Source organism: Sphingobium sp. B12D2B, from assembly GCF_025961775.1.
In the GTDB taxonomy this organism is placed as follows: Bacteria; Pseudomonadota; Alphaproteobacteria; order Sphingomonadales; family Sphingomonadaceae; genus Sphingobium.
The window spans coordinates 1,933,585-1,959,674 of record NZ_JAOQOH010000001.1 but is presented as its reverse complement, the minus strand read 5'-3'; the positions used below and the strand labels follow the sequence as shown (position 1 = coordinate 1,959,674).

25 protein-coding genes are annotated in these 26,090 nt (G+C 63.6%); 23 read left to right on the top strand and 2 right to left on the bottom strand.

Annotation, left to right across the window (positions count from 1 at the left end):
* The first annotated feature begins 75 nt into the window (after positions 1-75).
* From M2335_RS09290 to M2335_RS09280, 3 genes are all read left to right on the top strand, one after another.
* Positions 76-1,128 (top strand): 4-oxalomesaconate tautomerase, encoded by a 1,053-nt coding sequence (locus M2335_RS09290; protein WP_264594487.1) that lies wholly within the window; start codon positions 76-78, stop codon positions 1,126-1,128.
* 146 nt (positions 1,129-1,274) lie between these two features.
* Entirely contained in the window at positions 1,275-2,162 is an 888-nt protein-coding gene (locus M2335_RS09285; RefSeq protein WP_264594486.1) for an amidohydrolase family protein, read from the top strand.
* Positions 2,163-2,220: 58 nt separating this feature from the next.
* On the top strand, positions 2,221-3,696 hold the full coding sequence (locus tag M2335_RS09280) for a carotenoid oxygenase family protein (protein ID WP_264594485.1): 1,476 nt from the start codon (positions 2,221-2,223) through the stop codon (positions 3,694-3,696).
* Positions 3,697-3,777: 81 nt separating this feature from the next.
* Here the strand turns inward: M2335_RS09280 and M2335_RS09275 are convergent, their stop codons facing one another.
* Positions 3,778-4,521, bottom strand: coding sequence for an SDR family oxidoreductase (locus tag M2335_RS09275; RefSeq protein WP_264594484.1), 744 nt, complete (start codon positions 4,519-4,521; stop codon positions 3,778-3,780).
* Between the two features lie 107 nt (positions 4,522-4,628).
* On the opposite strand from M2335_RS09275, the gene M2335_RS09270 reads away from it, so the two are divergent.
* From M2335_RS09270 to M2335_RS09235, 8 genes are all read left to right on the top strand, one after another.
* Positions 4,629-5,042, top strand: coding sequence for a winged helix-turn-helix transcriptional regulator (locus tag M2335_RS09270; RefSeq protein ID WP_264594483.1), 414 nt, complete (start codon positions 4,629-4,631; stop codon positions 5,040-5,042).
* A gap of 374 nt (positions 5,043-5,416) precedes the next feature.
* Positions 5,417-7,741 carry a TonB-dependent receptor gene (locus M2335_RS09265; protein WP_264594482.1) on the top strand — a complete coding sequence of 775 codons (2,325 nt, stop codon included), beginning with the start codon at positions 5,417-5,419 and terminating at the stop codon, positions 7,739-7,741.
* 134 nt (positions 7,742-7,875) lie between these two features.
* Positions 7,876-9,453: an FAD-binding oxidoreductase gene (locus M2335_RS09260; RefSeq protein WP_264594481.1), complete on the top strand. Its 1,578-nt coding sequence runs from the start codon at positions 7,876-7,878 to the stop codon at positions 9,451-9,453.
* The gene (locus tag M2335_RS09255) at positions 9,450-9,902 is read left to right on the top strand and encodes a c-type cytochrome (protein ID WP_264570291.1); all 453 of its coding nucleotides are present in this window, start codon (positions 9,450-9,452) and stop codon (positions 9,900-9,902) included. Before M2335_RS09260 ends, M2335_RS09255 begins: the two co-directional genes overlap by 4 nt.
* Entirely contained in the window at positions 9,899-10,276 is a 378-nt protein-coding gene (locus tag M2335_RS09250) for a twin-arginine translocation signal domain-containing protein (protein WP_264594480.1), read from the top strand. The genes M2335_RS09255 and M2335_RS09250 overlap by 4 nt, the downstream gene beginning before the upstream one ends.
* A 37-nt stretch (positions 10,277-10,313) precedes the next feature.
* On the top strand, positions 10,314-11,093 hold the full coding sequence (locus M2335_RS09245; protein ID WP_264594479.1) for a glutathione S-transferase family protein: 780 nt from the start codon (positions 10,314-10,316) through the stop codon (positions 11,091-11,093).
* Entirely contained in the window at positions 11,093-11,872 is a 780-nt protein-coding gene (locus M2335_RS09240) for a glutathione S-transferase family protein (protein WP_264594478.1), read from the top strand. The genes M2335_RS09245 and M2335_RS09240 overlap by 1 nt, the downstream gene beginning before the upstream one ends.
* Positions 11,873-11,950: 78 nt before the next feature.
* Positions 11,951-12,427 (top strand): DUF892 family protein, encoded by a 477-nt coding sequence (locus M2335_RS09235; RefSeq protein WP_264570295.1) that lies wholly within the window; start codon positions 11,951-11,953, stop codon positions 12,425-12,427.
* A gap of 51 nt (positions 12,428-12,478) precedes the next feature.
* Here the strand turns inward: M2335_RS09235 and M2335_RS09230 are convergent, their stop codons facing one another.
* Entirely contained in the window at positions 12,479-12,820 is a 342-nt protein-coding gene (locus M2335_RS09230) for a YdeI/OmpD-associated family protein (protein ID WP_264570296.1), read from the bottom strand.
* A 178-nt stretch (positions 12,821-12,998) separates the two neighbouring features.
* Between M2335_RS09230 and M2335_RS09225 the strand changes: the two genes are divergently transcribed.
* The 12 genes from M2335_RS09225 to M2335_RS09170 all read left to right on the top strand — a co-directional run bounded on the left by M2335_RS09225 (position 12,999) and on the right by M2335_RS09170 (position 25,981).
* Complete coding sequence (locus M2335_RS09225) at positions 12,999-13,628, top strand: gluconate 2-dehydrogenase subunit 3 family protein (RefSeq protein WP_264570297.1); 630 nt, start codon at positions 12,999-13,001, stop codon at positions 13,626-13,628.
* Between the two features lie 12 nt (positions 13,629-13,640).
* Positions 13,641-15,287 carry a GMC family oxidoreductase gene (locus M2335_RS09220; RefSeq protein ID WP_264575781.1) on the top strand — a complete coding sequence of 549 codons (1,647 nt, stop codon included), beginning with the start codon at positions 13,641-13,643 and terminating at the stop codon, positions 15,285-15,287.
* A 268-nt stretch (positions 15,288-15,555) separates the two neighbouring features.
* Complete coding sequence (locus M2335_RS09215; protein WP_181559658.1) at positions 15,556-17,070, top strand: aldehyde dehydrogenase family protein; 1,515 nt, start codon at positions 15,556-15,558, stop codon at positions 17,068-17,070.
* Between the two features lie 56 nt (positions 17,071-17,126).
* A complete protein-coding gene (locus M2335_RS09210) occupies positions 17,127-17,594 on the top strand; it encodes a protein tyrosine phosphatase family protein (protein ID WP_264594477.1) in 468 nt (155 codons plus the stop codon).
* Positions 17,595-17,621: 27 nt separating this feature from the next.
* Entirely contained in the window at positions 17,622-18,371 is a 750-nt protein-coding gene (locus M2335_RS09205) for an SDR family NAD(P)-dependent oxidoreductase (protein ID WP_264594476.1), read from the top strand.
* Positions 18,372-18,383: 12 nt separating this feature from the next.
* A complete protein-coding gene (locus tag M2335_RS09200; protein WP_264594475.1) occupies positions 18,384-19,142 on the top strand; it encodes a glutathione S-transferase family protein in 759 nt (252 codons plus the stop codon).
* Between the two features lie 50 nt (positions 19,143-19,192).
* On the top strand, positions 19,193-20,206 hold the full coding sequence (locus tag M2335_RS09195; RefSeq protein ID WP_264594474.1) for a zinc-dependent alcohol dehydrogenase family protein: 1,014 nt from the start codon (positions 19,193-19,195) through the stop codon (positions 20,204-20,206).
* A gap of 6 nt (positions 20,207-20,212) precedes the next feature.
* Complete coding sequence (locus M2335_RS09190; protein ID WP_264594473.1) at positions 20,213-20,941, top strand: alpha/beta fold hydrolase; 729 nt, start codon at positions 20,213-20,215, stop codon at positions 20,939-20,941.
* A gap of 13 nt (positions 20,942-20,954) precedes the next feature.
* Complete coding sequence (locus M2335_RS09185; RefSeq protein WP_264594472.1) at positions 20,955-21,497, top strand: VOC family protein; 543 nt, start codon at positions 20,955-20,957, stop codon at positions 21,495-21,497.
* Between the two features lie 345 nt (positions 21,498-21,842).
* Positions 21,843-23,258, top strand: coding sequence for a vanillate/3-O-methylgallate O-demethylase (gene ligM / locus M2335_RS09180; protein ID WP_181559665.1), 1,416 nt, complete (start codon positions 21,843-21,845; stop codon positions 23,256-23,258).
* Between the two features lie 92 nt (positions 23,259-23,350).
* A complete protein-coding gene (locus tag M2335_RS09175; protein WP_264570305.1) occupies positions 23,351-24,217 on the top strand; it encodes a methylenetetrahydrofolate reductase in 867 nt (288 codons plus the stop codon).
* 87 nt (positions 24,218-24,304) lie between these two features.
* Entirely contained in the window at positions 24,305-25,981 is a 1,677-nt protein-coding gene (locus tag M2335_RS09170) for a formate--tetrahydrofolate ligase (protein ID WP_181559667.1), read from the top strand.
* Positions 25,982-26,090: the final 109 nt, after the last annotated feature.

The window sequence follows — 26,090 nt, the reverse complement described above, 5'->3', positions numbered from 1 at the left end:
TCCGTTCGCTTCGAGCGAAGTCGAGAAGCGTGCTCTCCGTGTCTCGACTTCGCTCGACACGAACGGGATTGTGAAATGAAGTCCGCACCCTGCATGTGGATGCGCGGCGGCACGTCCAAGGGCGGCTATTTCCTGGCGGACGATCTGCCCACGGATACCGCCGCCCGCGATGCCTTCCTGCTGCGCGTCATGGGCTCGCCAGACCCGCGCCAGATCGATGGCATGGGCGGTGCCGATCCGCTGACCAGCAAGGTTGGCGTTGTCAGGAAATCGAGCCGCGAAGGCGTCGATGTCGATTATCTCTTCCTGCAGGTGTTCGTCGATCAGGCGATCGTCACCGACGCGCAGAATTGCGGCAACATCCTTGCGGGCATCGGCCCGTTCGCCATTGAGCGCGGTCTCGTGCAGCCAACCGGCGATGAAACCCGCGTCGCCATCTTCATGGAGAATACCGGCCAGGTCGCCGTCGCCACCGTGCAGACGCCCGGCGGCCAGGTTCGCTATGATGGTGACGCCTCGATCAGTGGCGTGCCTGGTACATCGGCGCCCATTCCGCTGTTGTTCCGCGATACCGCTGGCTCATCCTGCGGGGCTCTGCTGCCGACCGGCAATGGCGTCGACGAGATCAATGGCATCAAGGTCACGATGATCGACAATGGCATGCCCTGCGTGGTCATGCTTGCCAGTGACGTCGGCGTGACCGGCTATGAGGATCGCGACACGCTCGACGCCAATGCGGAAATGAAGGCGAAGGTCGAGGCCATCCGCCTCAAGGTCGGCGAGATGATGAACCTTGGCGACGTGACCGAAAAGTCCGTCCCCAAGATGATGCTGGTGGCGCCCCCGCGCGAGGGCGGGGCGGTCACGGTGCGTTCGCTCATCCCGCATCGTGTTCACGCCTCCATCGGCGTGCTGGGCGCGGTGAGCGTGGCGACCGCGTGCCTCATCGAAGGCTCGCCCGCCGCCTCCGTCGCCAAGGTGCCCGGGGGCGCGACGAAGACGCTGGGGGTGGAGCATCCGACCGGCGTCACCGAATGCGTCGTGACCGTGGACGCCGATGGACAACCGGTGGAAGCCGGCATGTTGCGCACCGCCCGCAAGCTGATGGACGGGGTGGTGTTCGGCTGAACATCCCATGCGTCCATGGCAGGCTCCCTGCACCTCGGAGCAAGTCCGTTCGCCCTATACTTGTCAAAGGGCTGTTTCATCTGGAACAACCGAGCGGAAAGTGAGAACCGGGCTTCGACAGGCCCAGCCCGAACGGAACCAATGAGATGACCGAACGCATCCTTTCCTGGCATAGCAACCCGAGCAAGCCCGCCTACACGCCGCCGCCGGGCGCCGTGGATGCGCATTGCCACGTGTTCGGGCCGATGGCGCAGTTCCCGTTCAGCGCGAAGGCCAAATATCTGCCGCAGGATGCAGGCCCGGACATGCTCTTTGCCCTGCGCGATCATCTGGGCTTTTCCCGCAACGTGATCGTCCAGGCGAGCTGCCACGGCACCGACAATGCTGCGACCTTGAACGGCATTGCCGTTTCTGACGGGAAGGCGCGCGGTGTCGCCGTGGTCGATCCCGCGATCAGCGAGGCCGAGCTTGAGGCGCTGCACGCCGGCGGCATGCGCGGCATCCGCTTCAACTTCCTCAAGCGCCTGGTAGACGATGCTCCCAAGGACAAGTTCCTCGAGGTCGCGAGCCGACTGCCGGAGGGCTGGCATGTGGTCATCTATTTCGAGGCGGACATTCTCGAAGAACTGCGCCCGTTCATGGATGCGATCCCGGTGCCGCTGGTGATCGACCATATGGGCCGGCCCGATGTACGCCAGGGACCGGACGGTGCTGACATGAAGGCCTTCCGCAACCTGCTCGATAGTCGCGATGACATCTGGTTCAAGGCGACCTGCCCGGACCGGCTCGATCCCGCCGGTGCGCCTTGGAATGATTTTGCCAATGCCGTCGCGCCGCTTGTCGCCGATTATCAGGATCGGGTCATCTGGGGCACCGACTGGCCGCACCCCAACATGCAGGATGCCATCCCGGACGATGGCTTGCTTGTGGACATGATCCCACGCATCGCGCCGACGGAAGCGTTGCAGCGCAAGATGCTGGTGACCAACCCGATGCGTCTATACTGGCCTGAAGAACTTCGCGCTGGGTCATAGCCAGTTCGATAACGAGAGACCAAACAGGCCCGAAACCGCAAGCTGACTGGAGAGAAGAATGCCGTTTCCCGCAACGCCGGACTATATGGGCCTCAACACGCCAGTCCGTCAGGAAGTTTCGCTCAAGGGCCTCACGGCATCCGAGGGCACCATTCCGGCGGATGTGCGCGGCGCTTTCTTCCGGGCAGTGCCCGATCCGCAGTTCGAGCCGTTCTTCCAGCCCGATACCGCGCTCTCCGACGACGGCATGATCAGCCGCATCCTCTTCAATGAGGACGGCACGGTCGATTATGACATCAAATATGTCCAGACCCCGCGCTGGAAGGCCGAGAACGCCGCCGGCAAGCGTCTGTTCGGCCGCTATCGCAACCCCTTCACCAATGACGCGTCGGCCGAGGGCGTGGAGGGGACCGTCTCCAACACCACGCCGGTCTGGCATGCGGGCAAGCTCATCATGACCAAGGAGGATGGGCCGGGTCATCAGGTCGATCCGCACACGCTGGAGACCATCGGCGCCTATGATTTCGGTGGCGCGCTCAAGTCGCAGACGATGACGGCCCATGTCCGCATCGATCCCGAGACCAAGGAGATGTTCGTCTATGGCTATGAGGCGGATGGCCTCTGCTCTAAGACCATCGCTTATTGGTGGACCGACAAGGACGGCAAACTTGTCAAGGAACAGTCGTTCGAGGCGCCGTTCTGCAGCCTTGTCCATGACTTCGTGATCACCGAGAACTACGCGATCTTCCCGCTGCAGCCCACCACCGCCGATCTTGAACGCGTGAAGGCGAAGGGCGCGCACTGGGTTCACCAGCAAGATCTGGAATATCACATCGGGGTGATGCCGCGTTATGGCGATGTGTCCGAGATCCGTTGGTTCAAGGGACCGAAGGGCTCCTCCAGCTTCCATATGATGAATGCGTTCGAGACGCCGGACGGCAAGGTCCATATCGATCATCACATCACCGACACCATCGCCTTCCCGCACATCCGCGCGGACAGCGGTATCGATGTACAGCCTTGGGAGCTGGGCGGCGGCTTTCAGCGCTGGACGGTCGATATGAAAGGCGACGGCGATGGCGTGGAGGTCACGCCGCTCGGGCCTCCGGGAGACATGCCGCGCATTGCCGATGCCGATCAGGGGCGCCCGTACAAGCGGGGCTGGTATTGCAGCATGAACCCGCAGCCCATGGGGCCGCCGCTGATGGGCGGCGTCGTCGGCGCCATGTTCACCGCGCTCCTCCGGAAGGATTTCGAAACCGGCGCAATCGTCGGCTATAATCTGCCGCCGGCGCATGGAATGAGCGAGACCGTGCATGTGCCATCGAGCGAGCCCGGTCATGAAGGCTGGCTGGTCGGCGTCGTCGATCATGAGACCGCGCCGGACCAGTTCGAGCACGCGGTGTGGATCTGGAACGCGGGGGATCTTCCGGCCGGGCCAGTCGCCAAGGTGCCCGTGCCCACCCGGATGCGGCCGCAGGTCCATGGCTGGTGGGTGCCGATGGCGGCCTATCAGGCGGCGAAAGCGGCCTGATCCTTTCGCACGCCCAAGGGCGCAGGTGTTAGAGCCTGCCCCCTTGGACGGCGGTGATGTTTCGTCATACCACCTTGGCGATCAAAGCGTGCTGATCATCCGCACAGTCTCGGCAAACCGTCCCTCGCGCTCCGCCGAGCGAAGGAAGCGGACATTCTCGACGAGAATTTCCTCGGGCGTGGGCACTTGCTGAAAGAGCGCCATCACTTCCGCAGCATAATCATCGAGCGGCATATAGTTTTCCCGGGTGGACTGGCCCGGGGTTAGCTCGGTGCGCACAGCTGGCGGGGCCAGCTCGATCACCTCCACCTTGCCGCGCAGCTGTTCCCGCAGGGAGACCGTCCAGCTATGCAGGGCCGCCTTGCTCGCGCTGTAGCTCGGCGTGCCGATCAGTGGCACGAAGGCGAGGCCGGAGGTCGTGTTGACGATCGCGGCGTCTTCCTGCGCCGTCAGATGCTCGATCAAGGCATTGGTGAGACGGATCGGCCCCAGCACATTGGTGATAAAGGTCTGCTCCGCCACAGTCGTGTCGCCACGTCGCGTCAGATCCTCGCGCTGCATGATGCCGGCATTGTTGAACAGGATGTTGATCGCCGGAAAGCGGGCGATCGCTTCGGCCGCGAATGCTTCGATGCTTCCCGGATCGCTCGAATCGACGGTGAGCATGTGCATGCCCGCGCGACCCTCGATGGTTTCAGCCAATGTCGCTGCGGTCCGCCCCGCGACGATCACCGTGTTGCCGAGCTCGTGGAAATGGCGCGCCAATGCGCGGCCAATACCGGAGCCGCCGCCGGTGATGAGAATGGTGTTGCCCGTGGTCTTCATGCCGTCTGCTCCAAATTCTGCTGGTGGACGACTGCTCATTTAAGTCCTAGCTTTCAGAACGAAAGAAGGCACCGGAAAGATTGATACTCACCGGAAAGAGAGTGTGAATGACGACTCAAGCGGAGCGCCCAAGCGTGCCAGCCAGCCCGGACCGCTACGACCAGATCGATCCCCGCGTAGAAGCGCTGGTCAATGACCTTATCGGCCAGGTCGCAGACAAATGGACCATGCTGCTGATCGAAGTGCTGCACGATCATGGCGAGCAGCGCTTCACACGCATCTTCGAGAAGATGCCCGGCATCAGCCAAAAGATGCTGACGCAGACCCTGCGGCAGATGGAGCGCAACGGTCTGGTCCACCGCACGGTGCATCCGGTCGTGCCTCCCCATGTGGATTATCGGCTGACGGAGCTGGGTGCCAGTCTGGGCGAAGCATTTTGTGGCGTGTGGACCTGGGCGGAAGATCATCTGCAGGCCATCGACGCCGCTCGCCTGAGATTTGATGAGGCACGCGCTCGCTAAGTGAGCCGGGCAGGGCGACCGCTAACTCGCCACATTCTGTTTTCACGAACGCAGCGGCAACGAATCGCGCAGCCAAGTTGGGGCCTTAGCGACCTCCGCCTCCATCGCGGCGGCTGTTCGCCTTTGCCGTGCTTCAAAGATGCACAACCAGACATGTTTCTGCGCTCCTGAACAAGCGCCCTGATGCATAAGTCCCACGCCGGGACCAAAAGTTTGGCCGTCACGCTGCCGCCGTCTCCTTTAAGTTGATCCTGTCCGGAATTCCTGCCTATATCAACGAGCCTAAAAAACGGCTCCTGTATGCTCCGCGAGAGGTCGCAAAGACCCGCGCGATGTGAGGCTGCATCGAGCCGCACAGGTGAGGAGAAGATGTGATGAACAGGAAGTCCAGAATCCGCCCATTGCTGTGCGCCGGTTCGGTTATGGTGTTGGCCACCGCGGCAACGACGCCCGCTATCGCGCAGCAAGATACCGCCCCGCAGGCCGACAGCACCCCCGATATCATTGTTACTGCACAATTTCGGTCCCAGCGCCTGCAGGATACGCCTTTGGCGATCACGGCGGTGGATGCGGCGCTGCTCGAGGCGCGCAATCAGGATGACATCGCTGCGGTCGCCCGGCAGGCGCCCAGCGTGACCCTCACCCCCATGGGTGGCGCGTTCGGCGATTCCATGGGCGCCTCCATCCGCGGCATCGGGCAGTTCGATTTCAACCCGGCTTATGAGCCGGGCGTCGGGCTTTATGTTGATGATGTCTATTATCCCACCCTCACCGGTGCCAATTTCGACCTGCTTGACCTGGAGCGCGTGGAGGTGTTGCGCGGCCCGCAGGGAACGCTCAGGGGTCGCAACTCGATTGGCGGCGCGATCAAATTGTTCTCGAAGAAGCCGGAGGCGGATCCGAGCGGTTTTGCCGAAGTGAGCTATGGCTCGCGCAACCGCGTGGAAGTACGGGCCGGGGCGAATTTCCCCATTACGGACATGCTCTTCGCTCGCGTGTCCGGCGTCCACAAGAGCCAGCGCGGTTACGTCCAGCAGATCGATTATGGCTGTGCCAATCCCGGCAATCCCGAGGGCATCCTGCCGGCCGTGCCGACCAACACCGACTGCGTGGTCGAGGATCTGGGCGGCATCAACTATTCAGGCGTGCGCGGCGCGCTGCGTTATGCCGGCGAGAAGCTCGATATCCAGATCATCGGCGACTATCAGTATTCCGACCGACCGAGCGCTGCGGAAGTGCCGATCGTGGCGCAGGGCGACGCCTCGAACTTCCTGTGCGGACCGTGGTGCACCTATGCAAGCTGGGGGCTGCCGGCCGGCGGTCAAGCCGGCAACTGGAATACGGGCAATCGCAACAAGTTCCGTGGCTGGGGCGTGTCTGGTCATATCGATTGGGACGTGACCGACAATCTTCAGGTCCAGTCGATCACGGCCTACCGCTCCTACAATAACCGCTGGGGCACGGACGATGATTTCACGCCGACGCTGACGCGGGCTGCCGGCGGCTTCAACGATCTCGATTTCTGGTTCGTGAGCCAGGAACTGCGGGTCAACGCCAAGCTTGGCGACATGGCCGATTTGACCGTGGGCGGATACTATTCCGACCAGCGTAGCACCTACTTCACCATTCAGGATATTCGCTACATCATCCCCGGCGTTCCGCTCCAGTTCCTCGGCAACGATCCGATCAATGCGGATAGCAAGGCTGTGTTCGGCACTGCGATCGTCCGTCCGGTTGATGGCATGACGATCACGGGCGGTATCCGCTACACTGAGGAGCATAAGGACTACACGTTCATCCGGCGGAACCTCGACAATACCGCGCCGCTCTTCCCCGATCCGTTCGGCCTCTCGGCTCTCAACAATCTGAAGGCCGTGTATGACGGTAGCCGGGTCGACTGGCGCTTGTCCGTCGATTACCGCTTCTCGCCGGAAGTGTTGCTCTATGGAACCGTGGGCACGGGCTTCAAGGGTGGCGGCGTCACCGCGCGCCCGTTCCTGCCGACGCACGCGACCCAAGGCACGTTCGGGCCGGAGACCGTCACAGCCTATGAGATCGGCCTCAAGACAGACTTGCTGGACCGTCGCCTGCGGGTGAACCTCGCGGGCTTCTATAACGACTATAAGGCGATCCAGCTGCCGCTCTCCGACTGTTCGGCTTATGGTGGCGGGCCCTGCGCGGTCATCGCCAATGCCGGCGACGGCAAGATGTGGGGCTTTGAAGCCGAGGTTTCGGCAACCCCGGTCGACAATCTGATGATCGACGCGTCGCTGAGCCTGATCGGTTCGGAGTACAAGTCGATCTCGCCCGCCGTCGGCAGCACGATCACCGCCGGCAGCCCCATCGTTTCGCCCGAAACACAGTGGAGCGCAGGCATTCAATATGAGATCGACATGGGCGGGTCCGGCTCGATTACACCGAGGCTGGACGTCGCCTATCGCGGCCGGCAGTTGGCCAGCAGAACGCTGAACGCGGTCAATCCGGACTTCGAATATTTTCCGTCCTACGTGCTCGGCAGCACCCGGCTGACCTGGCGCAATCAGGATCGCGACCTCGCCGTGTCGTTCGAAGTGACCAACCTCTTCGACGAATATTACTACACGTCGCGGTTTGACGCCGTCTACGGCTTCGCGGGCACGGCCTATGCCAATGTCGGCGCGCCGCGCGAATGGCGCGTGTCGATCAAGAAGGACTTCTGAGGCCCTAGGGCGAGATAAACTTGAGGAGGGCGGCCGCGTGGTCGCCCTCATTTCCTTTGACCGCCCCATGATCCCACAATAGCAATAGTCGCAAGAGCGAGAGGCTGCACAGGCCCGCAAGGAGAGGTGAGCGCATGAAGCTAGTTTTGCCGCCTGGAATGTCACCGCAACGCTTCGATGCCGCTGTTAAGGCGTTGCAGGCTGCGGTCGGTGCGGGCTGGGTGATGACCAGCGATGAAGATCGCGATGCCTATGCGGATATTTACGCGCCGGGGCCCGAGACGCTTTGGACGGCATCGGGCGCGGTAGCGCCAAGCACGGTCGAGGAAGTGCAGGCGGTGGTGCGCATCGCCAATGAGCACAAGCTCCCCCTGTGGACTGTCGCGCGCGGCAAGAACCTTGGTTATGGCACGGCAGCGCCGCGGATGCCGGGCTGTATGGTGCTGGATCTCGGGCGCATGAACCGCATTCTCGAGGTCGATTCGGAGCTGGGCTATTGCGTCATCGAGCCGGGCGTCGGCTTCATCGACTTGTATGAGCATATCCAGCGCGAGAAGCTGCCGCTGATGATGTCTGTCCCCGGCAATGGCTGGGGCTCGGTGCTTGGCAACGCGCTCGATCACGGCATCGGCTACACGCCTTATGGCGTCCACGCCAGCAACCTGTGCGGCATGGAAGTCGTGCTCGCCAATGGCGATGTGGTGCGCACGGGCCTTGGTGCCATGGAGAACAACAAGGCCGCGCATCTTTTCCCGTTCAGCTATGGCCCGAGCTGGGACCAGATGTTCACCCAGTCCAACCTGGGCGTCGTGACCAAGGCCGGCATGTGGCTGATGCCGGAGCCGGAAACCTCCGTAGAGCTGAACCTTGAAATCCCACAGGCCGAAGACATTGCCTGGGTGATCGATACCCTCACACCCTTGCGGCTTAATCGGATCATCGATCAGTCGATCTTCATTCCGAGTTGGCTTGGCAAGATGACGATCCTGGGGCAACGCAAGGACTTTTGGGACAAGCCGGGCGCCATTCCTGACTGGCGCGTGCAGGAGCTGCTCAAGGAGCACAAGCTCAGCTACTGGAACATGCAGCTGCGCCTCTATGGCGAGGAATCGGTGACCAAGGCCAAGGCGGCTGTCGTGAAGGCGGCTTTCGCGCCGCACCTCAAGACGCCGATCGGCGAGCGCTGGTGGCGCAAGGGCGATGCGACCAATGTGATGGACCTGACGCTCGGCGTACCATCGGCCGTTCCGCTGCAGATGGGCGACTGGGTTGGCGGGCGCAGTGCCCATATGGGCTTCTCGCCGGTCGTCCCGGCCACCGGCAAGCATGTGCTCGATCAGATGCGCCGCAGCCGCAAGATCATCAACGATCATGATGTGGATTTCTACGCCAGCTTCACCATCGGCGGGCGGTTCTGCAACAATGTGAACATGCTGATGTACGATCGCGACAACGACAAGCAGGTCGAGACGATCAAGACGCTGTTCAACGCGCTGATCGCCGACGCTGCCGCCCATGGCTATGCCGAATATCGCACCCACCTCGGCTGGATGGACGCGATCTCCGATACCTTCGGGTTCAACAACCACGCCATGCGGCGGATGACCGAGCAGGTGAAGAACACGCTCGACCCGAACGGCATTCTCTCTCCCGGCAAGAACGGCATCTGGCCCAGCGCCTATGCCGACCAGCGAGGAAAGGCACTGGCATGAGGATAGGGCAGGTCACGAGCCTCATGACGCTGATGGCGGTCGGCGTGCTGATGACGACCTATGATCTGGGGACAAGGGATGCGCGGGCTGCCCAGCCCGGCGGTGCTCCGGCAGGCGGCCCGCCGCCGCCCTCTGCTTACGGTATGCGGGCGCAGATGGCGCCAGGGGACCGGCAGCATAATGCCAATAGCGGTGAAGCCCTTTTCTCCAACCGGTGCGGGGCCTGCCATTTCGATTGGGGGATGGGCACCAATCTGATCACGAAGCAGCAGGTGATGATGGGGAACCCGCCCGCCATGGGCCTGATCGCCAACCGGGACGATCTGACCGCCGATTATGTGAAGGCGGTCGTGCGCATGGGCAAGGGCGCGATGCCGCGCCAGACGCGCGTGGACATCACCGATTCCGAACTGGAAGCCGTGGCGGCCTATCTGGGGAAGGGCAAATGAGCGGCGTCTCCCGGCGGCAATTGCTGGGCGGCGCGGCGGTTGCAGGGGCTGTCGGCTTATTCGGCGCCCGGGCCGTCGCTGGCGCGGAGAAGGCAGCTCGCATCGTCGTCTATGACAGCCGGAGAGCCGCAAGCCGGTCTTTCGCCGGGCAGTTCTTCGGCGTGCAGCAGATCGATCTTGCCGGAGAGCATAGCCGTAACTGGGCCGGCGTCCGCGCGATCCGTCGCAGCGGTGGGATGTCTGGTCCGGTGGCCGGTCTGACCGGCTGGAATGACTATGTCGCCGCCCGGACCTGGCTTGAGGATCGCGGGCTGCGTCTGCGCTCTGAACGGCGCGACGCGACGCATGACCTCATCGCCTGGACGATGGCCTGAAATTGATCGAGAGGAGAGGGCAGCGGCCCGCGTTACGATGAGCAGCAGCAACGACGTCACTTTGTACCATTGGGAGCCCAACGCCAATTCGGGCAAGCCCATGCTTACTCTCATCGAGAAAGGCGTGGCCTTCAACAGCCATTATCTCGACCTGCTCTCGTTCGATCAGCACAAGCCGGACTATCTTGCGATCAACCCGATGGGGACGATCCCGGCGATGACCCATAGCGGCCGGCTGCTCAATGAATCGACCGCCATGATGGAATATGTGGAGGAGGCCTTTCCCGGCCCCTCGATGATGCCTGAAGACCCGGTCGATCGCTGGCGCGTGCGCTGGTGGATGAAATATCTCGACCAGTGGCTCTGCCCGTCGTTCAGCATGATCGGCTGGAGCATCTTCATCGGCCCGCAGGTCCGGGCGCGCGACCCTGAAGAACTCAAAGCGGCGATCGACCGCATTCCGTTGCCGGAGCGCCGCACTGCCTGGCGCAAGGCGATCTACGGCTTGTTCAGCGAAGCCGAGCTGGCAGAGTCGACGCGGCGGGTGAAGCTGGGCATCACCAAGCTGGAGGAGGCGCTGGGGCAGCGCGCGTATCTCGGCTCGGATCAATACTCGCTGGCGGATATCAATTGCTTCAATTCGGCTTACGGGCTCCCCTCCATGCAGCCCGATGACGTGAACGACGCAAAAACCCCCAACATCATGCGCTGGCTGCGCGCCATTGCGCGGCGCCCTGCGGTGCGGGAGACCTGGGCCTATAGCCGCGTGCCCCGTTTTGCCGAGCGCATCATTCCATTGATCGAGGAGGCAGCGTGATGGCGATGACCCTGTATCATGGCGAGCCGACCGGCCCCTCGCTCACGGTGCTCGCCGCGCTGTTCGAGAGCGGTCTGAACGCGGAGCTTCGCCCTATCGACCTCGGCATGGCCGAGCGCCATGGCGGGACTGTGCCGCGCGCTTTCGAGGTGGATTACAGCGTCGAAGGGGAAGGCCCCGTGCTCGTCGTCGACGGGCACGCGCTGTGCGATAGCGTGTTCATCGCCTGCTATCTGGATGACGCCGCGCCCGGTTGTGGCCTGCGCCCCACTGATCCCTATGCCCGGTGGGAAATGATGGCCTGGTGTCGCTGGATGATCGAGCGCGTCGCGCCCGGCGCGGCGGCCCTGGCCAACCTGGCGTGGACGACGCCGCGCTTGGCTGCGCTCGATGACGCGCGCTTCGATGCGCTGATTGCCCCCATTGCCTCGCAGGATCTGGCCGAGCGCTGGCGCGAGACGCGTAGCGGCCAGCTCTCGGCCGAGCATCGTGCTGCCAGCGAGGCACGGGTCCGGGAAGCCACGCAGAAGATTGAGGGCCGCCTTGAGGCGCGCGACTGGCTCATGGGCAGCTTCTCCATCGCCGATCTGGAAAGCTACGCCTGGGTGGCGCCGATGCGTGACCTGCTTTCCGATGCCTTCGCCGACAAGCCGCGCCTGGCGGCGTGGCTGGCGCGGGTTGAGGCGCGGCCCAGCGTGCAGCGGGCGCTCGCGCAGGCGGGCAGCCCGCAGCCGGCTCACGCTTTTGCGCCCGGGCCGGAAATCAATCGCTGGGGCTAGGGCGGAACGTCCGCCGCGCTCTCTCGTTGGATGATCGGCGGCGCCTCTCGCGCCGCTGAGCCATCGGAGAGGAGCAGCATGAGCACCCAAGCCCGCGACCTGACCAGCTTGCTGACCGTCTGTCTGGAAGACCTCTATGCAGGACGGGTTCTTGCCGCCGAGGCTTTGCCCTCAATCGCTGCTGCCGTCGGCCTGCCGGTCTCCCAGATTGTCGATGCCCTGGCGCGCAGCTGGGGGGATCAGGCCCGTGCGATCAACGCGCTCGAGCCGATCGACGATCCCGCTGAAAACCTCTGGATGGGCGGCATCGTCAAGGATGCCCACCGCGATACCGAGACGATCCCGCAGGGGTCGTTACGCGACATCGCCATCATTGGCGCCGTGCGAAAAGCCGTGGCGGCCGATGCCGTCTCCCTGGAGACCGCCATCGCTCTTGCGAACAGGCTATCCAATGATCGTGCGCAGGACGCTCTGACCGCGATGCGCACGCATGCCCACGCCACCGACGAGCAGTTCCGCACGCTGCTGCTCGATGTGACGCAAGCCGCCGGTTGAAGGCTCCCTTCTGCGGGCTAGAAGAGTCTGGAAGGCGGCGATGGCGCGAGCCTAGGCGGGAGGCGTTTTGCCGGTCTTACCATCGATGAGCACCGCCTGCTGCCATCGCCCGGGGGCCTTGTCCGTCCGGTGAATGCACCCGGCCCAACAGCAGGGCCGCTTCTTGCCTTCGCGCAGTTCTTCGCAAGTTCGCTGGATCCGCCTTTCGCGGGTCTTCGCCTGTTTGGCGTCCTCCACCCAGCAGATGAACTCGTTCCGGCCGAGTGGGGTCAGCTTTTCCCAGAGAGCGGGCAAATCGGCATCTGCGGTTAGCGCGTGCCGAAGATCGTCTGCGGCCCGATGGACGGTGCCATGCGGAAATGCGTCTGCCGTCTTGCCTACCAAATTACCCATGGCCGCATGGTGCCCGCGATGACCGGCCAATTCAATGGGAAGGAAGCGCTGACTGCGTAGGGCGGACCCGCATTTGCGCTGCCCCGGCGCGACCTCGCAATGCGTAGTTTGACGTATTCCCTCCGAGCCCCTGGCAGCGCTCAATCATGGCACTTTCCGGCCGGTTTCGGAGTGCCTTATGACCCAGACTTCCCCCTCACGCCGCCAGTTTCTCGCTGCCGTCGGCAATCTGGCCAGCGCGGCCTGGGTGACCTTGAACTGGCCACAGATCGCGTCCGCCGCAGAGCATGTCGGGCATGGTCATGGCGGCGCAGGAGCGGGCGAGGGGCATACGAGCTTTACGACGCTGAACCCTGCGGAAGCGGCCAATGTCGATGCGATCGCCAACCAGATCGTGCCGGGCGGCGCCATGCCGGGCGCGCGGGATGCGCATATCGTCTACTTCATCGACAATGCGATGGGCAGTTTCTTTGCTGAGCAATGGCCGTCCTTCAAGGCCGGCCTGACCGAGTTCAACGCTGGCTATGCCGCGAAATATGGAACGCAGGCGCCATTCTCCGCCGCGCCGGACGCCCAGCAGATCGCCTGGCTCAAGGAGGTCGACAAGACGCCCTTCTTCCTGGCGGTGCGTCGGCTCACGGTCCTCGGCCTCATCGCCATGCCCAAATATGGCGGCAATTTTGAGGGGGTTGGTACCAAGCTGATCGGCGTGGTCGACAGCCATTATTGGGAGCCGCCCTTCGGCTATTACGACAAGGATTATCCGGGGTTCGAGCCCTATCCCGGCACCAAGCCCTACATGGCCTGACGGAGGCGCCCCATGGATCGCAAGACATACAAGACCAGCGAAACAGTCGATTTCATTGTCGTCGGCTCGGGCGCTTCGGGCGGCATCATGGCGCGGGAACTGGCGCGCGCCGGCAACAGCGTCGTGGTGATGGAGCAGGGGCCTCGGCTGGAGGCCTACGAGTTCGAGCATGACGAACTGAAGTACCGGCACCTGTCCGGCATCACCAACAGCCCGACGGCCAATCCGCAAACCTTCCGTAGCGACCCGAGCAAGGCGGCGCAGCGCATGGAGCGGAATGCGCTGACCTATGCCCGCGTGGTCGGCGGCAGCAGCGCGCATTTCAACGCCAATTTCTGGCGACTGCACGAGATCGATTTTATCGAAGGCAGCCGGTGGGGCTCCATTCCCGGCGCCGATCTGGTCGACTGGCCGATCACCTATGCCGAACTCGAACCCTATTACACGATGGTGGAATGGGAAGTCGGGGTGTCCGGTCTCGCCGGTGCCAGCCCGTTCGACCCGCCGCGCAGCAAGCCTTATCCCATGCCGCCGCTGCCGGTGAAATCTTCCGGCGTGCTGTTCGAGCGCGGGGCGCGCAAGCTCGGCCTGCATCCGTTCCCGGCGCCGCTGGCGATCAATTCCGTGATCTACAAGGATCGGCCGCCTTGCGCGCAATGCGGTCTGTGCGGCGGCTTTGGCTGCGAGGTGATGGCCAAGTCCTCCTCGGTCTGGACGGTGATCCCCGAGGCCGAGGCAACCGGCAATTGCGAGATCCGCTCGGAGAGCTACGTGTTCCGCATCGGCATGAACGATGCCGGGCGCGCCACCGGCGTCCATTATTTCGACAAGGATCGCAAGGAGCAGTTCCAGAATGCCCGCGCCGTGGTGGTGTGCGCCAATGGTGCGGAGACGCCGCGGCTGCTGCTCAACTCCGCGACCAATGCCTTCCCGGATGGGCTGGCCAATTCCAGCGGCAAGGTCGGGCGCTATCTGATGTGCAACAAGGGCGGCGGGGCGATGGCCCGGTTCGAGCAGCCGCTCAACGAGTATAAGGGCGCGAACGTCACCCGCATCTTGCACGATTTCTATGACGCCGACGAGAAGCGCGGTTTCTACGGTGGCGGCGGGTTCGACGCGCGGTCGGGCGGGCCGCTCACCTGGGGGCAGAGCGTTCCCAAGGGCACGCCGACATGGGGGCCGGGATTCAAGGAATATCTCGAATCCTACACCTATTGGATGAACTGCTCGGGCCACGGCACGTCGCTGGCGCAGGAGACCAACCGCGTCGACATCGATCCCGAACTCAAGGACGAGTGGGGCATTCCGGCCATCCGGGTGACCTACAGGGATCACCCCGACGATACCAAGCATGCGAACTGGCAGGCCGATCGGGCAGTGGAGATCATGGATGCCGCCGGCGCGACGCAGGTCGTCCGCAGTGAAGTCGGCGAAGGGCGTGGCGGCGTCCACCTGCTCGGCACCTGCCGCATGGGGAACAACCCGGAGACGTCGGTCATCGACAAATATCACCGGACCCATGACGTACGGAACCTGTTCCTGTGCGATGGATCGAGCATGGTGACGTCCGGGCGCGGTCAGCCCACGCAGACGATCGAGGCCCTGGCCTTCCGCGCGGCCGAACATATCGCCCGGTTCGCGCGGACCAACCAGATCTGATCGCAGCCACAGGGGTCGTCTGACACCAATCAGACGGCCCCTGAGCACGCGCATTAGAAGCGTTCGCCGGCATGGATGGCGGCAATGACGGTTATCGCTACGCTCCCGCAATCACCCCATCGACTCTCATCATGACTTTGTCCTAAACCTGTCGTCGAGATCGATGATTTGGGTCATGCGCGTTCCTTCGCCGCCAAGTAGCGTCGGAGCGCTCTGGGCAGATGATATGCCCGGCACGCGGAGCCGGGTTCAAAGAGGAGCTGGATGAATGAACCAGATGAGCAACGTGAAGCTCGAGCAATTCCCTTATTCGGAAGCGGCCAAGAAGGCGCTCGCCCGCAAGCCGCAGCTGTTCATCGACGGGCAGTGGGTGGATTCCACCGGCGGCGAGACTCTGGGCGTGATCGATCCCAGCTCCGGCAAGGAAATCAGCCGCTTCGTTGACGCGAGCGACGCCGATGTTGATCGCGCCGTAGCCGCTGCCCGCCGCGCTTTCGACGATGGCCGCTGGTCCGACCTGCCGCCCATCGTTCGCGAGACGATGATGCGCAAGCTCGCCGACATCCTGGGCGCCCATGCCGATGAACTGGCTGAGCTGGAAGCCATCGACAATGGCAAGCCCAAGGGCATGGCCGGTGCCATCGACGTGCCCGGCGCCATCGGCATGATGCATTATATGGCAGGCTGGGCAACCAAGCTGGGCGGCGAGATGATCGAGCCAATGTCGGCACCGCGCGGTGCTTTCCACAGCTATGTCCGCCGCGAACCGATCGGCGTCGCCGCGCAGATCGTGCCCTGGAACTTCCCGCTGCTGATGGCGGTGCTGAAGATCAGCCCGGCGCTGGCCGCCGGTTGCACCGTGGTGCTCAAGCCGGCCGAGCAGACCTCGCTCACCGCGCTGCGCCTAGCCGACTTCATCGCCGAGGCCGGCATTCCGGCCGGCGTCGTGAACATCATCACCGGCAACGGTCATACCGCCGGCGATCGGCTCGTGCGGCACCCCGATGTCGACAAGGTCGCGTTCACCGGCTCGACGGAAGTGGGCAAGATCATCAACCGCACCGCGACGGACAGCCTCAAGCGCGTCACGCTGGAGCTGGGCGGCAAGTCGCCGGTGATCGTGCTGCCGGACGTCGACCCCAAGGTCGTCGGCCCCGGCACGGCGCAGGCGATCTTTTTCAATTCCGGCCAGGTCTGCGTGGCCGGCTCGCGGCTTTATGCGCACAAGAGCGTGTTCGACAGCGTGCTGGAGAACTTCGTGGAAGCCTCCGCATTCTGGCAGCCGCGCGCCAGCCTCGATCCCGATGCGCATATGGGGCCGCTGGTCAGCGACGAGCAGATGCAACGGGTGATGGGCTATATCGAGGACGGCAAGAAGGCGGGCGCCTCTGTCGCCGTCGGCGGCGATGCGCCGGCCAGCGAGGGTGGCTATTATGTCAACCCGACCGTGCTCGTCGACGTGAAGCCGGACATGCGGGTGGTGCGCGAGGAGATATTCGGCCCCGTCGTCGTGGCCCAGCGCTTCGATGATCTGGATGAAGTCGCGCGGCAGGCGAACGATACGAGCTTCGGCCTTGCGGCGGGCATCTGGACCAAGGATCTCTCAGCCATGCACAAGCTGGCCGCGAAGCTGAAGGCCGGCACGATCTGGGGCAATTGCCACTCGATGATCGACCCCGCGCTGCCGTTCGGTGGTTATAAGGAAAGCGGCCTTGGCCGCGAGCAGGGCCGTCAGGGCGTCGAGGCCTATACCGAGCTGAAGTCGGTCATCATCGCCCTCTAACTCACAAATGAGCGCCCCCTTCTCAGCCGGGGAGGGGGCGAGATCGGTCGAGGGACATGGCGGACCCGGACGACATCCGGAACTTTCTGCGCGTCGATGCGCGGATCACGACGTCCGGGCGACTTCAGTCGGGCGATCCTGCGCGCCTTGCCGAGATTGGCGTGCGCCATGTCATCAATCTCGCGCTGGATAGTCACCCGGAGGCCCTGCCGGATGAAGCCGGAGAGATGGCCGGGGCAGGGCTGCGCTACACGCATATCCCCATCCCCTTCGATGCGCCGACCGAAGATCACTATCAGGCGTTCGTCGCGGCGCTGGAGGCCGATGACGCGCCGGTGCATATCCACTGCATCATGAACTGGCGCGTTTCGGCCTTCGTCTATCGCTACCGCCGGGATGTGCTGGGCGTCACCGACGAACAAGCGCGGGCGCTGATGACGCAGATATGGGATCCTGCCGACATGGCGAAAGCCGCGAGCAGCCCGGACCTTGGGCCATGGATCGAGATCATCGCGCCGCGCTAGACGGCGCGCAGGGAGAGGAGAGAGGCCATGACAGACTTTGCGGGGCGGCATGTGATCGTCACGGGCGCATCCAGCGGCATAGGACTGGCGACGGCGCGGATGCTCGCCGCCCGTGGCGCGAGGGTTTCCATGCTCGCGCGGCGCAAAGAGGCGCTGGCCGATCAGGCGCGGGCCATCGGCGATCATGCCGCTGCCTTCGCCGCCGATGTCGGTGACAAAGCCGCGCTTGAAGCCGCGCTGGCAGAGGCCGTGGGGCATTTCGGGCCGGCTTATGGGTTGTTCGCCAATGCCGGGCTCGCGGGCAACTTCGCGCCGGCGCTGGCCTATTCGCCCGAGCTGTTCGACGAGGTGATCCGTGTCAACCTCACCAGCGTCTTCTGGGCGATCCAGGCGCTCGCGCCGGGAATGGTGGAAGCGGGCGAGGGCAGCATCCTCGTCACCGGATCGATGGCCAGCAAGCGCGGCATGGCGATGAACCCGGCTTATGTCGCGTCCAAACATGGCGTACTTGGGCTCTCGCGCGCCATCGCCGTCGAACTGGCGCCGCAGGGTGTGCGGTGCAACTGCATCGTCCCCGGCTTCATCGAAACGCCGGCCTTTGACCTGATCCCGCCCGAGCAAGCCGCGCGCATCAATCAGCGCGTGCCCCAGCGCCGGATGGGCAGCGCCGATGAACTGGCGGAGGTCGCCTGCTTCCTCCTTTCACCGGCTGCCAGTCATGTGACGGCGCAGAACTGGGCAGTCGATGGCGGCGTGCTCGATACGCTCGAAGTTTAAGGAAACCTCACGATGACGCTCAAATATTACCACGCCGAGCCGCTGGCCAATTCGCTCAAGTCGATGATCCCCTTGAAGGAGAAGGGGTTGGCTTATGAATCGATCTATGTCGATCTCCACAAGTTCGAGCAGCATTCGGACTGGTTCAAGGCGATCAACCCGGAGGGGCAGGTGCCGGTGCTGGTCCATAATGGCGCCGTGATCACCCACACGACCGTCATCAACGAGTATCTGGAAGACGTCTTTCCCGAAATCCCGCTGATGCCCTACGATCCGCTCGGCAAGACCAAGGTGCGCTACTGGAACAAGTTTGTGGACGAGCATGTCATGAACTATGTCTCCATGCATGGCTGGCACCGGCTCGTCGGCGTGATTGCCCGCAACATCGAGAATGGCGAGTTCGAGAAGTTGCTCGAGCATATTCCGCTCCCCGATCAGCGCAAGAAATGGGCGACCGCGCGCTCTGGCTTTTCCGAGACTGACCTCGCCAACGCGACCGATAAGATCATCTATGCACTGCGCAAGATCGAGGCCCAGCTTGGTGAGACGCCCTGGCTGGCCGGCGAGATGTACACGACGGCGGACATCAATTTCTTCAGCCATTGCGGCGCGATGGTGGAGCGGATGTTCCCGGAGCTGGATGTTACGACCAACTACCCGCGGATCGTCGATTGGCGCGAGCGGTTGAAGGCGCGCCCGGCCGTCGCCGAGGCGCTGGCCAGCGAAGACCGCACCGCGCCGGGCCTGCGGACTTGGTCTGGCGACCGCTAGGCGCTGTAGCCGGCGACACAGTGAATTGAGATGAGTGAAGGAGTTTGACGATGCGTGCATGGCAACTGGCGGCGGGGGCCACCTCGATCGACGATCTTCATCTGGTCGAGCGCGATCAGCCCGCGCCCGGCCCCGGCCAGGTGGCGATCCGGGTTCATGCCTGTTCACTCAACTATCGCGATCAGGCGGTGGTGCTCGGGCGCTATCTCGGCGGTCCGGTGCCCAACCCCACCATTCCCTTGTCTGACGGGGCGGGCGAAGTCATTGCCGTGGGTGCGGGCGTCAGGCAGTTCAAGCCTGGCGACCGGGTAGCCGGCACCTTCTTCCAGAGCTGGGACGATGGCCCGCCCAATCCGGCAGCTGGCCTCGCGCTCGGCGCGGCCGGCGCTGACGGGATGCTCGCCGAAGTGGTCGTTCTGCCGGAGCAGGGCGTGGTCCCCATCGCCAAGTCGCTCAGCTACGCCGAGGCTGCCTGCCTGCCCTGCGCCGGTGTGACGGCCTGGAACGCCCTGTTTGAAGGCCCACGGCCGGTCAAACCCGGCGAACGCGTGCTGCTGCTCGGCACCGGCGGGGTGTCGATCCTCGCCCTGCAGCTCGCCAAGGCGGCCGGCTGTGAGGTCATCATCACCTCTTCCAGCGACGCCAAGCTGGAGCGCGCCAAGGCGATGGGGGCCGATCATCTCATCAACTATCGCGAGATCGAGGACTGGGGTCAGCATGTCTCCACCACGATGGGCGGCGTCGACAAGGTGGTCGAGGTCGGCGGTGCTGGCACGGTGCAGCAAAGCATGGCCGCACTGCGCCACAATGGCGAGGTTGCACTGATCGGCGTGCTCAATCCGGTCGGCGGACCCAACCCGTCGGGCCTGATGTTCGTAGGTGGCACGCTGCGGGGCATTTTCGTCGGCTCGCGCGGCATGGCGCGGCGACTGGCTGCGGCAATTGACGTCAACGGGATTAAGCCGGTCATCGGCGCCCGTTATGCATTCGAGGATGCCAAGGCGGCCTTTGCGCATGGCAGCGGTACGGAGCATTTCAGCAAGGTGGTGATCGACGTTCGCTGAGATCGCGTGGCCCGCTTCCTGTTCATACCCGGCGCCTGGCATGGCGGGTCGTGCTTCGAACGGCTGCGTGCGCCGCTGGAGCGGGCCGGACACAGCATGCTTACGCCCGACCTACCGGGTGCCGGTGGCGATGCGCGCGCCATGGCGCAGGTCTCGTTGGAGGGCTGGGCGCAGTTTATCGTTGGGGAGGCCCGCCGCCAGGCTGAGCCGGTGATCCTGTGCGCCCATAGCCGCGGCGGCATCATCGCCAGCCAGGCCGCCGAGCTGGCGCCGGAGGCGTTCGCGGCGCTGGTCTATATCAGCGGCGCGCTCATCCCAGACGGGCAAAGCCTTTATGACATGATCGGGCGCTCGATGGAGACGGGCCGTTTCGGCGCCGCGCTCAGCCCCGTCCATGGGGGTCTTGGCTTGCGGTTCGATCCAGCGGCTGCGGCGGAATTCTTCTATCAGCTGTGCAGTCCTGAGGACCAGCGGCAGTCGGCCGCGCAGCTTATCGATGAGCCGGTCAGGCCATTCAGCACAGCGCTGCGCCTCACTGCGGCTCGCTTTGGCCGCGTACCGCGCCATTACATCGAATGCGCGCAGGACCGGACCTTTCCATTGGACGTGCAACGCGCGATGCAGGCGGTGCTGCCTTGCCGCAGTGTGACCACGCTCCAGAGCGACCACAGCCCGTTCATTTCCATGCCGGAAACCCTCGCGGGTGCTCTGGCGACCATCGCAGAACAAGAATGAAGAGGAGAGACGGATGACCAGGAAATTTGGCTTCGGCGGCGACATCGGCACCATCTGCCAGATGGCCTATGTGGTCCGCGACATCCATCAGGCGATCGACTGGTGGATCGAGCGCACCGGCGTCGGGCCCTGGTTCGTCCTGCCGAGCTTCGGGGGGCCGGATCATGTCTATCGCGGCGAGACCTGCAAGAGCAGCAGCGCCATTGCGATGAGCTTTGCCGGCTCGACCAATATCGAGCTGATCCAGCCTTTGGACGACCATCCATCGGTCTACAAGGAGACCATCGATCGCGTTGGCTATGGCTTCCATCACTTTGGCGTCGCGCGCGAGGACATCGAGGACGAGGTGGCGCGCCGGATTGCCCGTGGGGAAACATTGGTCCAGCGGGCGCCGGTTCCGACTGGTGGCTCTGTCGCGTTCTTCGAGGGTGGGCCGGGCGCGCCGGGCTTCGTCGAGCTGATTCCGGCAACGGCGGGCATGGATGCCGGCTTCACCGCCTTTTGGGAGCAGACGCAGGATTGGGACGGCCGCGACCCCATCCGGCCCTTCCTGTGAGCCGGTTTAGGCCCCGTGCGGCCTCAATCATATTGCGCAGCAACATCGCTGCGCCTGATACCGCCCGCCGTGGAAATGGCATGAACCGGCGATCCGTGCGAACCGGCTCCGAAGGGACCCGAAACTGGTTCGCTGGTGCAGCATGAACGTGCAATTTTTTGACGCCGTTGCGAGGTGATAAATCCCTATCAATTCGCTAATTTCTGCGCCGGAGGGTCTGGGCGGCCTTCCAATTTTTCGTTTGTGTAACATACAAAATTTCGTATGTTCCGCCCGTCCATCGATTCGACGTTCTCGTCGAACGCAGACCCTTGTTTCTCGCGATCCAAATGGAGAGGCTCTCTGATGTCCAACCCTACCAATCTTGAGCAAGTGCTCAACGCCGCCGGCAATCCGGTGGAAATGCTGCGCAACAGCCAGATCGGCGCCTATGTGTATCCGGTCGTTGCTCCGGAATTCTCCAACTGGCGCTCCGAGCAGTGGGCCTGGCGCAACGCTGCCGTGCTGTTCGATCAGTCGCACCACATGGTCAACCTGTTCATCAAGGGCAAGGACGCGCTCAAGCTCCTGACCGACACGATGATCAACTCGCCCAAGGGCTGGGAAGTCAACAAGGCCAAGCAGTATGTGCCCGTGACGCCTTATGGCCACGTCATCGGCGACGGCATCATCTTCTGGGAAGAGCCCGAAGTGTTCTGCTATGTCGGCCGTGCGCCGGCTGCCAACTGGCTGCAGTACCATGCCGAGACCGGCGGCTACGACGTCGAGATCGTCTATGACGACCGTTCGCCCTCGCGTCCGATGGGTAAGCCCGTCAACCGCAGCTACTGGCGCTTCCAGATCCAGGGCCCGAACGCCTGGGACGTGATCGAGAAGCTGCATGGCGGCAAGCTCGAGCAGCTCCGCTTCTTCAACATGTCCACCATGAACATCGCTGGCCGCTCGGTGCGCACGCTCCGTCACGGCATGGCCGGTGCGCCGGGCCTCGAAATCTGGGGTCCGTACGAAGAGATGGAAGACATCCGCGGCGCGATCGTCGAGGCTGGCAAGGATCTCGGCCTCGTGCAGGTCGGTTCGCGCGCTTATCCCTCGAACACGCTGGAATCCGGCTGGATCCCGAGCCCGCTGCCGGCCATCTACACCGGCGAGAAGCTGAAGGCCTATCGTGAGTGGCTGCCGGCCAAGAGCTACGAAGCTACCGGCGCGATCGGCGGTTCGTTCGTCTCGAACAACATCGAGGATTATTACACCAATCCTTATGAGATCGGTTACGGTCCGTTCGTGAAGTTCGACCACGACTTCATCGGCCGGGAAGCGCTCGAAGCCCTCGACGCTTCGACGCAGCGCAAGAAGGTCACGCTGGCCTGGAACGGCGACGACATGGCGAAGATTTACGGTTCGCTGTTCGATGCCGATGCGGACTCGCACTACAAGTTCTTCGACCTGCCGCTGGCCAACTATGCCAACACCAATGCCGACGCCGTCCTCGACGCCGCTGGCAACACGGTCGGCATCTCGATGTTCACCGGCTACTCGTACAACGAGAAGCGCGCGCTTTCGCTCGCGACGATCGACCATGAGATCCCGGTTGGCACCGAGCTGACGGTTCTGTGGGGCGAGGAAAATGGCGGCACGCGCAAGTCCACCGTCGAGCCGCACAAGCAGATCGCTGTTCGTGCCGTCGTGAGCCCGGTTCCCTATTCGGTGACCGCGCGCGAGACGTACGAAGGCGGCTGGCGCAGCGCTCGCGTCGACGCCTGATCCTGATCCGTTGCGGGCGGCCATCCTCCGGGGTGGTCGCCCCGACGACCTTCCGAAGACACTATAAGCCCCAATCGAGGCGAGGACTTTTCATGGCTACGGCAACCCTGGACAAGACCGCACTGGCGCGGCTGTTTGAAGACTACTCGCTCGAAATCACGCCCAAGGACGTGGAAGCGCTGCAGAATGCCGCGCACATGATCCCGCAGGGTACGCTCATTTCCTGCACCTTCTTGCCGGGTGCCGAGTTCGAGGATCGCGTCCGCGCGGCTCGGGCCATTCAGGATCTCGGTTTCAAGCCGGTTCCGCACATTTCCGCACGGCGCCTGCTGGTAAAGGAAGACCTCAACCGCTTCCTCGACATGCTCGCCGCCCAGATCGACCTCAAGCATGTCTTCGTGATCGCCGGCGATCCTTCCGAACCGCTCGGACCCTATGACGACGCGCTGGCCGTGATCTCCTCGGGCACGCTCAAGGAATATGGCATCCAGCATGTCGGCATCTCCGGCTATCCCGAAGGTCACCCGGACATCACCAACGAAAAGCTCGTCAAGGCGATGCATGACAAGGTCGCCTCGCTCAAGGAGCAGGGGATCGACTATTCGATCATGACCCAGTTCGGTTTCGATGCCGATCCGGTGCTCGATTGGCTCAAGCAGATCCGCGCCGAGGGCATTGACGGCCCCGTGCGCATCGGCCTTGCCGGCCCGGCCTCGATCAAGACGCTCCTCCGTTTCGCCGCGCGCTGCGGTGTCGGCACCTCCGCCAAGGTCGTCAAGAAGTACGGCCTCTCGATCACCAGTCTGATCGGCAGCGCCGGTCCCGATCCGGTGATCGCCGATCTCGTCCCCGCGCTGGGCGAGGAACATGGCAAGGTCCACCTCCATTTCTATCCGTTCGGCGGTCTGGTGAAGACCAATGAGTGGATCGTGAACTTCAAGGGCAAGCAGGGCATCTGACGCTCCGGCGTCCGTTGCCGCTCAATTAATTCCAGACAAAGACGGTCGGCCCGTTCCGGGCCGTATCATGGAAAGGCTAGGAGAATCATGGCTCAAGGCTCCGACATCGAAATCGCACGCGAAGCGAAGATGCAGAACATCGCCGAGGTCGGCGCAAAGGTCGGCATCCCGCAGGACGCGCTGCTGAACTACGGCCCTTACAAGGCGAAGCTGTCCTGGGACTTCATCAACAGCGTCCAGGGCAATCAGGATGGCAAGCTCATCCTCGTCACCGCGATCAACCCGACGCCAGCAGGCGAGGGCAAGACCACGACGACGGTCGGCCTTGCTGACGGCCTGAACGCCATCGGCAAGAAGACGGTTGCGGCGCTGCGTGAGCCGTCGCTCGGCCCGTGCTTCGGCGTCAAGGGCGGAGCCGCCGGCGGCGGTTATGCGCAGGTCGTGCCGATGGAGGACATCAACCTCCACTTCACCGGCGACTTCCACGCCATCACCTCGGCGAACAACCTGCTCGCCGCGCTGATCGACAACCACATCTACTGGGGCAACAAGCTCGGCCTCGACCCGCGTCGTATCGCGTGGCGTCGCGTGCTGGACATGAACGACCGCGCGCTGCGCTCGATCGTTAACTCGCTCGGTGGCGTGTCCAACGGCTATCCCCGCGAGGACGGCTTCGACATCACCGTGGCGTCGGAAGTTATGGCGATCCTCTGCCTCGCTTCGGACCTCAAGGATCTGGAGCGTCGCCTCGGCAACATCCACGCCGGCTACACGCGCGACCGCAAGGCCGTGCTGGCCCGCGAGCTGAACGCCTCGGGCGCGATGACCGTCCTGCTCAAGGACGCGCTGCAGCCCAACATCGTGCAGACGCTCGAGAACAACCCCGTGCTGATCCACGGCGGCCCGTTTGCGAACATCGCGCATGGCTGCAACTCGGTGCTCGCCACCAAGACGGCGCTCAAGATCGCCGACTATGTGGTGACCGAGGCCGGCTTTGGCGCTGATCTTGGCGCCGAGAAGTTCTTCGACATCAAATGCCGCAAGGCCGGCCTGAAGCCCTCCGCGGCCGTCATCGTTGCCACCATCCGCGCGCTCAAGATGCATGGCGGCGTCGACAAGGCCGATCTGGGCACGGCAAATCCGGACGCGGTCCGCAAGGGCGGCGTCAACCTCGCCCGCCACATCGAGAACGTCCGTCAGTTCGGCGTGCCCGTGGTCGTGGCGATCAACCAGTTCGTCACCGACACGGCCGAGGAAATGGCCGTTGTTCAGGAGATCGCGGAAGCCGCTGGCGCCGAGGCGGTCGAGTGCAGCCACTGGGCCAATGGCTCCAAGGGCACCGAAGAGTTGGCCCGCAAGGTTGTCGCCCTGGCCGAGGGCGGTTCGTCCAACTTCGCACCGATCTACGAGGACGGCCTCTCGCTGTTCGACAAGATCGACACGATCGCTAAGCGCATCTATCGCGCCAGCGAAGTGACGGCCGACAGCAGCGTGCGCAACAAGCTCAAGGGCTGGGAAGCCGATGGCTATGGCCATCTGCCGGTCTGCATGGCCAAGACGCAGTACAGCTTCTCGACCGACCCGAGCCTGCGTGGTGCGCCGACCAACCATGTCGTGCCGGTGCGCGACGTGATCCTGTCGGCAGGCGCCGAGTTCATCGTCGCGGTGTGCGGCGACATCATGCGCATGCCCGGCCTGCCCAAGACACCGTCGGCGGACTTCATCCGTCTGGACGACAAGGGTCAGATCGAAGGTCTGTTCTGATCAATTAAGACAGAGGGGAGGCGCACGGCCTCCTATTTTGAGAGATTGGCCCGTCGGCGTTGCTGGCGGGCCATTTTCTTTTCCGGTTAACAAATGTTTGCCACGCATT

Bases quoted from the DNA above. Each gene is read 5' to 3' on its own strand.
- M2335_RS09290 (WP_264594487.1), top strand. From the start codon at position 76: ATGAAGTCCGCACCCTGCATGTGGATGCGCGGCGGCACGTCCAAGGGC.
- M2335_RS09285 (WP_264594486.1), top strand. From the start codon at position 1,275: ATGACCGAACGCATCCTTTCCTGGCATAGCAACCCGAGCAAGCCCGCC.
- M2335_RS09280 (WP_264594485.1), top strand. From the start codon at position 2,221: ATGCCGTTTCCCGCAACGCCGGACTATATGGGCCTCAACACGCCAGTC.
- M2335_RS09275 (WP_264594484.1), bottom strand. From the start codon at position 4,521: ATGAAGACCACGGGCAACACCATTCTCATCACCGGCGGCGGCTCCGGT.
- M2335_RS09270 (WP_264594483.1), top strand. From the start codon at position 4,629: ATGACGACTCAAGCGGAGCGCCCAAGCGTGCCAGCCAGCCCGGACCGC.
- M2335_RS09265 (WP_264594482.1), top strand. From the start codon at position 5,417: ATGAACAGGAAGTCCAGAATCCGCCCATTGCTGTGCGCCGGTTCGGTT.
- M2335_RS09260 (WP_264594481.1), top strand. From the start codon at position 7,876: ATGAAGCTAGTTTTGCCGCCTGGAATGTCACCGCAACGCTTCGATGCC.
- M2335_RS09255 (WP_264570291.1), top strand. From the start codon at position 9,450: ATGAGGATAGGGCAGGTCACGAGCCTCATGACGCTGATGGCGGTCGGC.
- M2335_RS09250 (WP_264594480.1), top strand. From the start codon at position 9,899: ATGAGCGGCGTCTCCCGGCGGCAATTGCTGGGCGGCGCGGCGGTTGCA.
- M2335_RS09245 (WP_264594479.1), top strand. From the start codon at position 10,314: ATGAGCAGCAGCAACGACGTCACTTTGTACCATTGGGAGCCCAACGCC.
- M2335_RS09240 (WP_264594478.1), top strand. From the start codon at position 11,093: ATGGCGATGACCCTGTATCATGGCGAGCCGACCGGCCCCTCGCTCACG.
- M2335_RS09235 (WP_264570295.1), top strand. From the start codon at position 11,951: ATGAGCACCCAAGCCCGCGACCTGACCAGCTTGCTGACCGTCTGTCTG.
- M2335_RS09230 (WP_264570296.1), bottom strand. From the start codon at position 12,820: ATGGGTAATTTGGTAGGCAAGACGGCAGACGCATTTCCGCATGGCACC.
- M2335_RS09225 (WP_264570297.1), top strand. From the start codon at position 12,999: ATGACCCAGACTTCCCCCTCACGCCGCCAGTTTCTCGCTGCCGTCGGC.
- M2335_RS09220 (WP_264575781.1), top strand. From the start codon at position 13,641: ATGGATCGCAAGACATACAAGACCAGCGAAACAGTCGATTTCATTGTC.
- M2335_RS09215 (WP_181559658.1), top strand. From the start codon at position 15,556: ATGAACCAGATGAGCAACGTGAAGCTCGAGCAATTCCCTTATTCGGAA.
- M2335_RS09210 (WP_264594477.1), top strand. From the start codon at position 17,127: ATGGCGGACCCGGACGACATCCGGAACTTTCTGCGCGTCGATGCGCGG.
- M2335_RS09205 (WP_264594476.1), top strand. From the start codon at position 17,622: ATGACAGACTTTGCGGGGCGGCATGTGATCGTCACGGGCGCATCCAGC.
- M2335_RS09200 (WP_264594475.1), top strand. From the start codon at position 18,384: ATGACGCTCAAATATTACCACGCCGAGCCGCTGGCCAATTCGCTCAAG.
- M2335_RS09195 (WP_264594474.1), top strand. From the start codon at position 19,193: ATGCGTGCATGGCAACTGGCGGCGGGGGCCACCTCGATCGACGATCTT.
- M2335_RS09185 (WP_264594472.1), top strand. From the start codon at position 20,955: ATGACCAGGAAATTTGGCTTCGGCGGCGACATCGGCACCATCTGCCAG.
- ligM (WP_181559665.1), top strand. From the start codon at position 21,843: ATGTCCAACCCTACCAATCTTGAGCAAGTGCTCAACGCCGCCGGCAAT.
- M2335_RS09175 (WP_264570305.1), top strand. From the start codon at position 23,351: ATGGCTACGGCAACCCTGGACAAGACCGCACTGGCGCGGCTGTTTGAA.
- M2335_RS09170 (WP_181559667.1), top strand. From the start codon at position 24,305: ATGGCTCAAGGCTCCGACATCGAAATCGCACGCGAAGCGAAGATGCAG.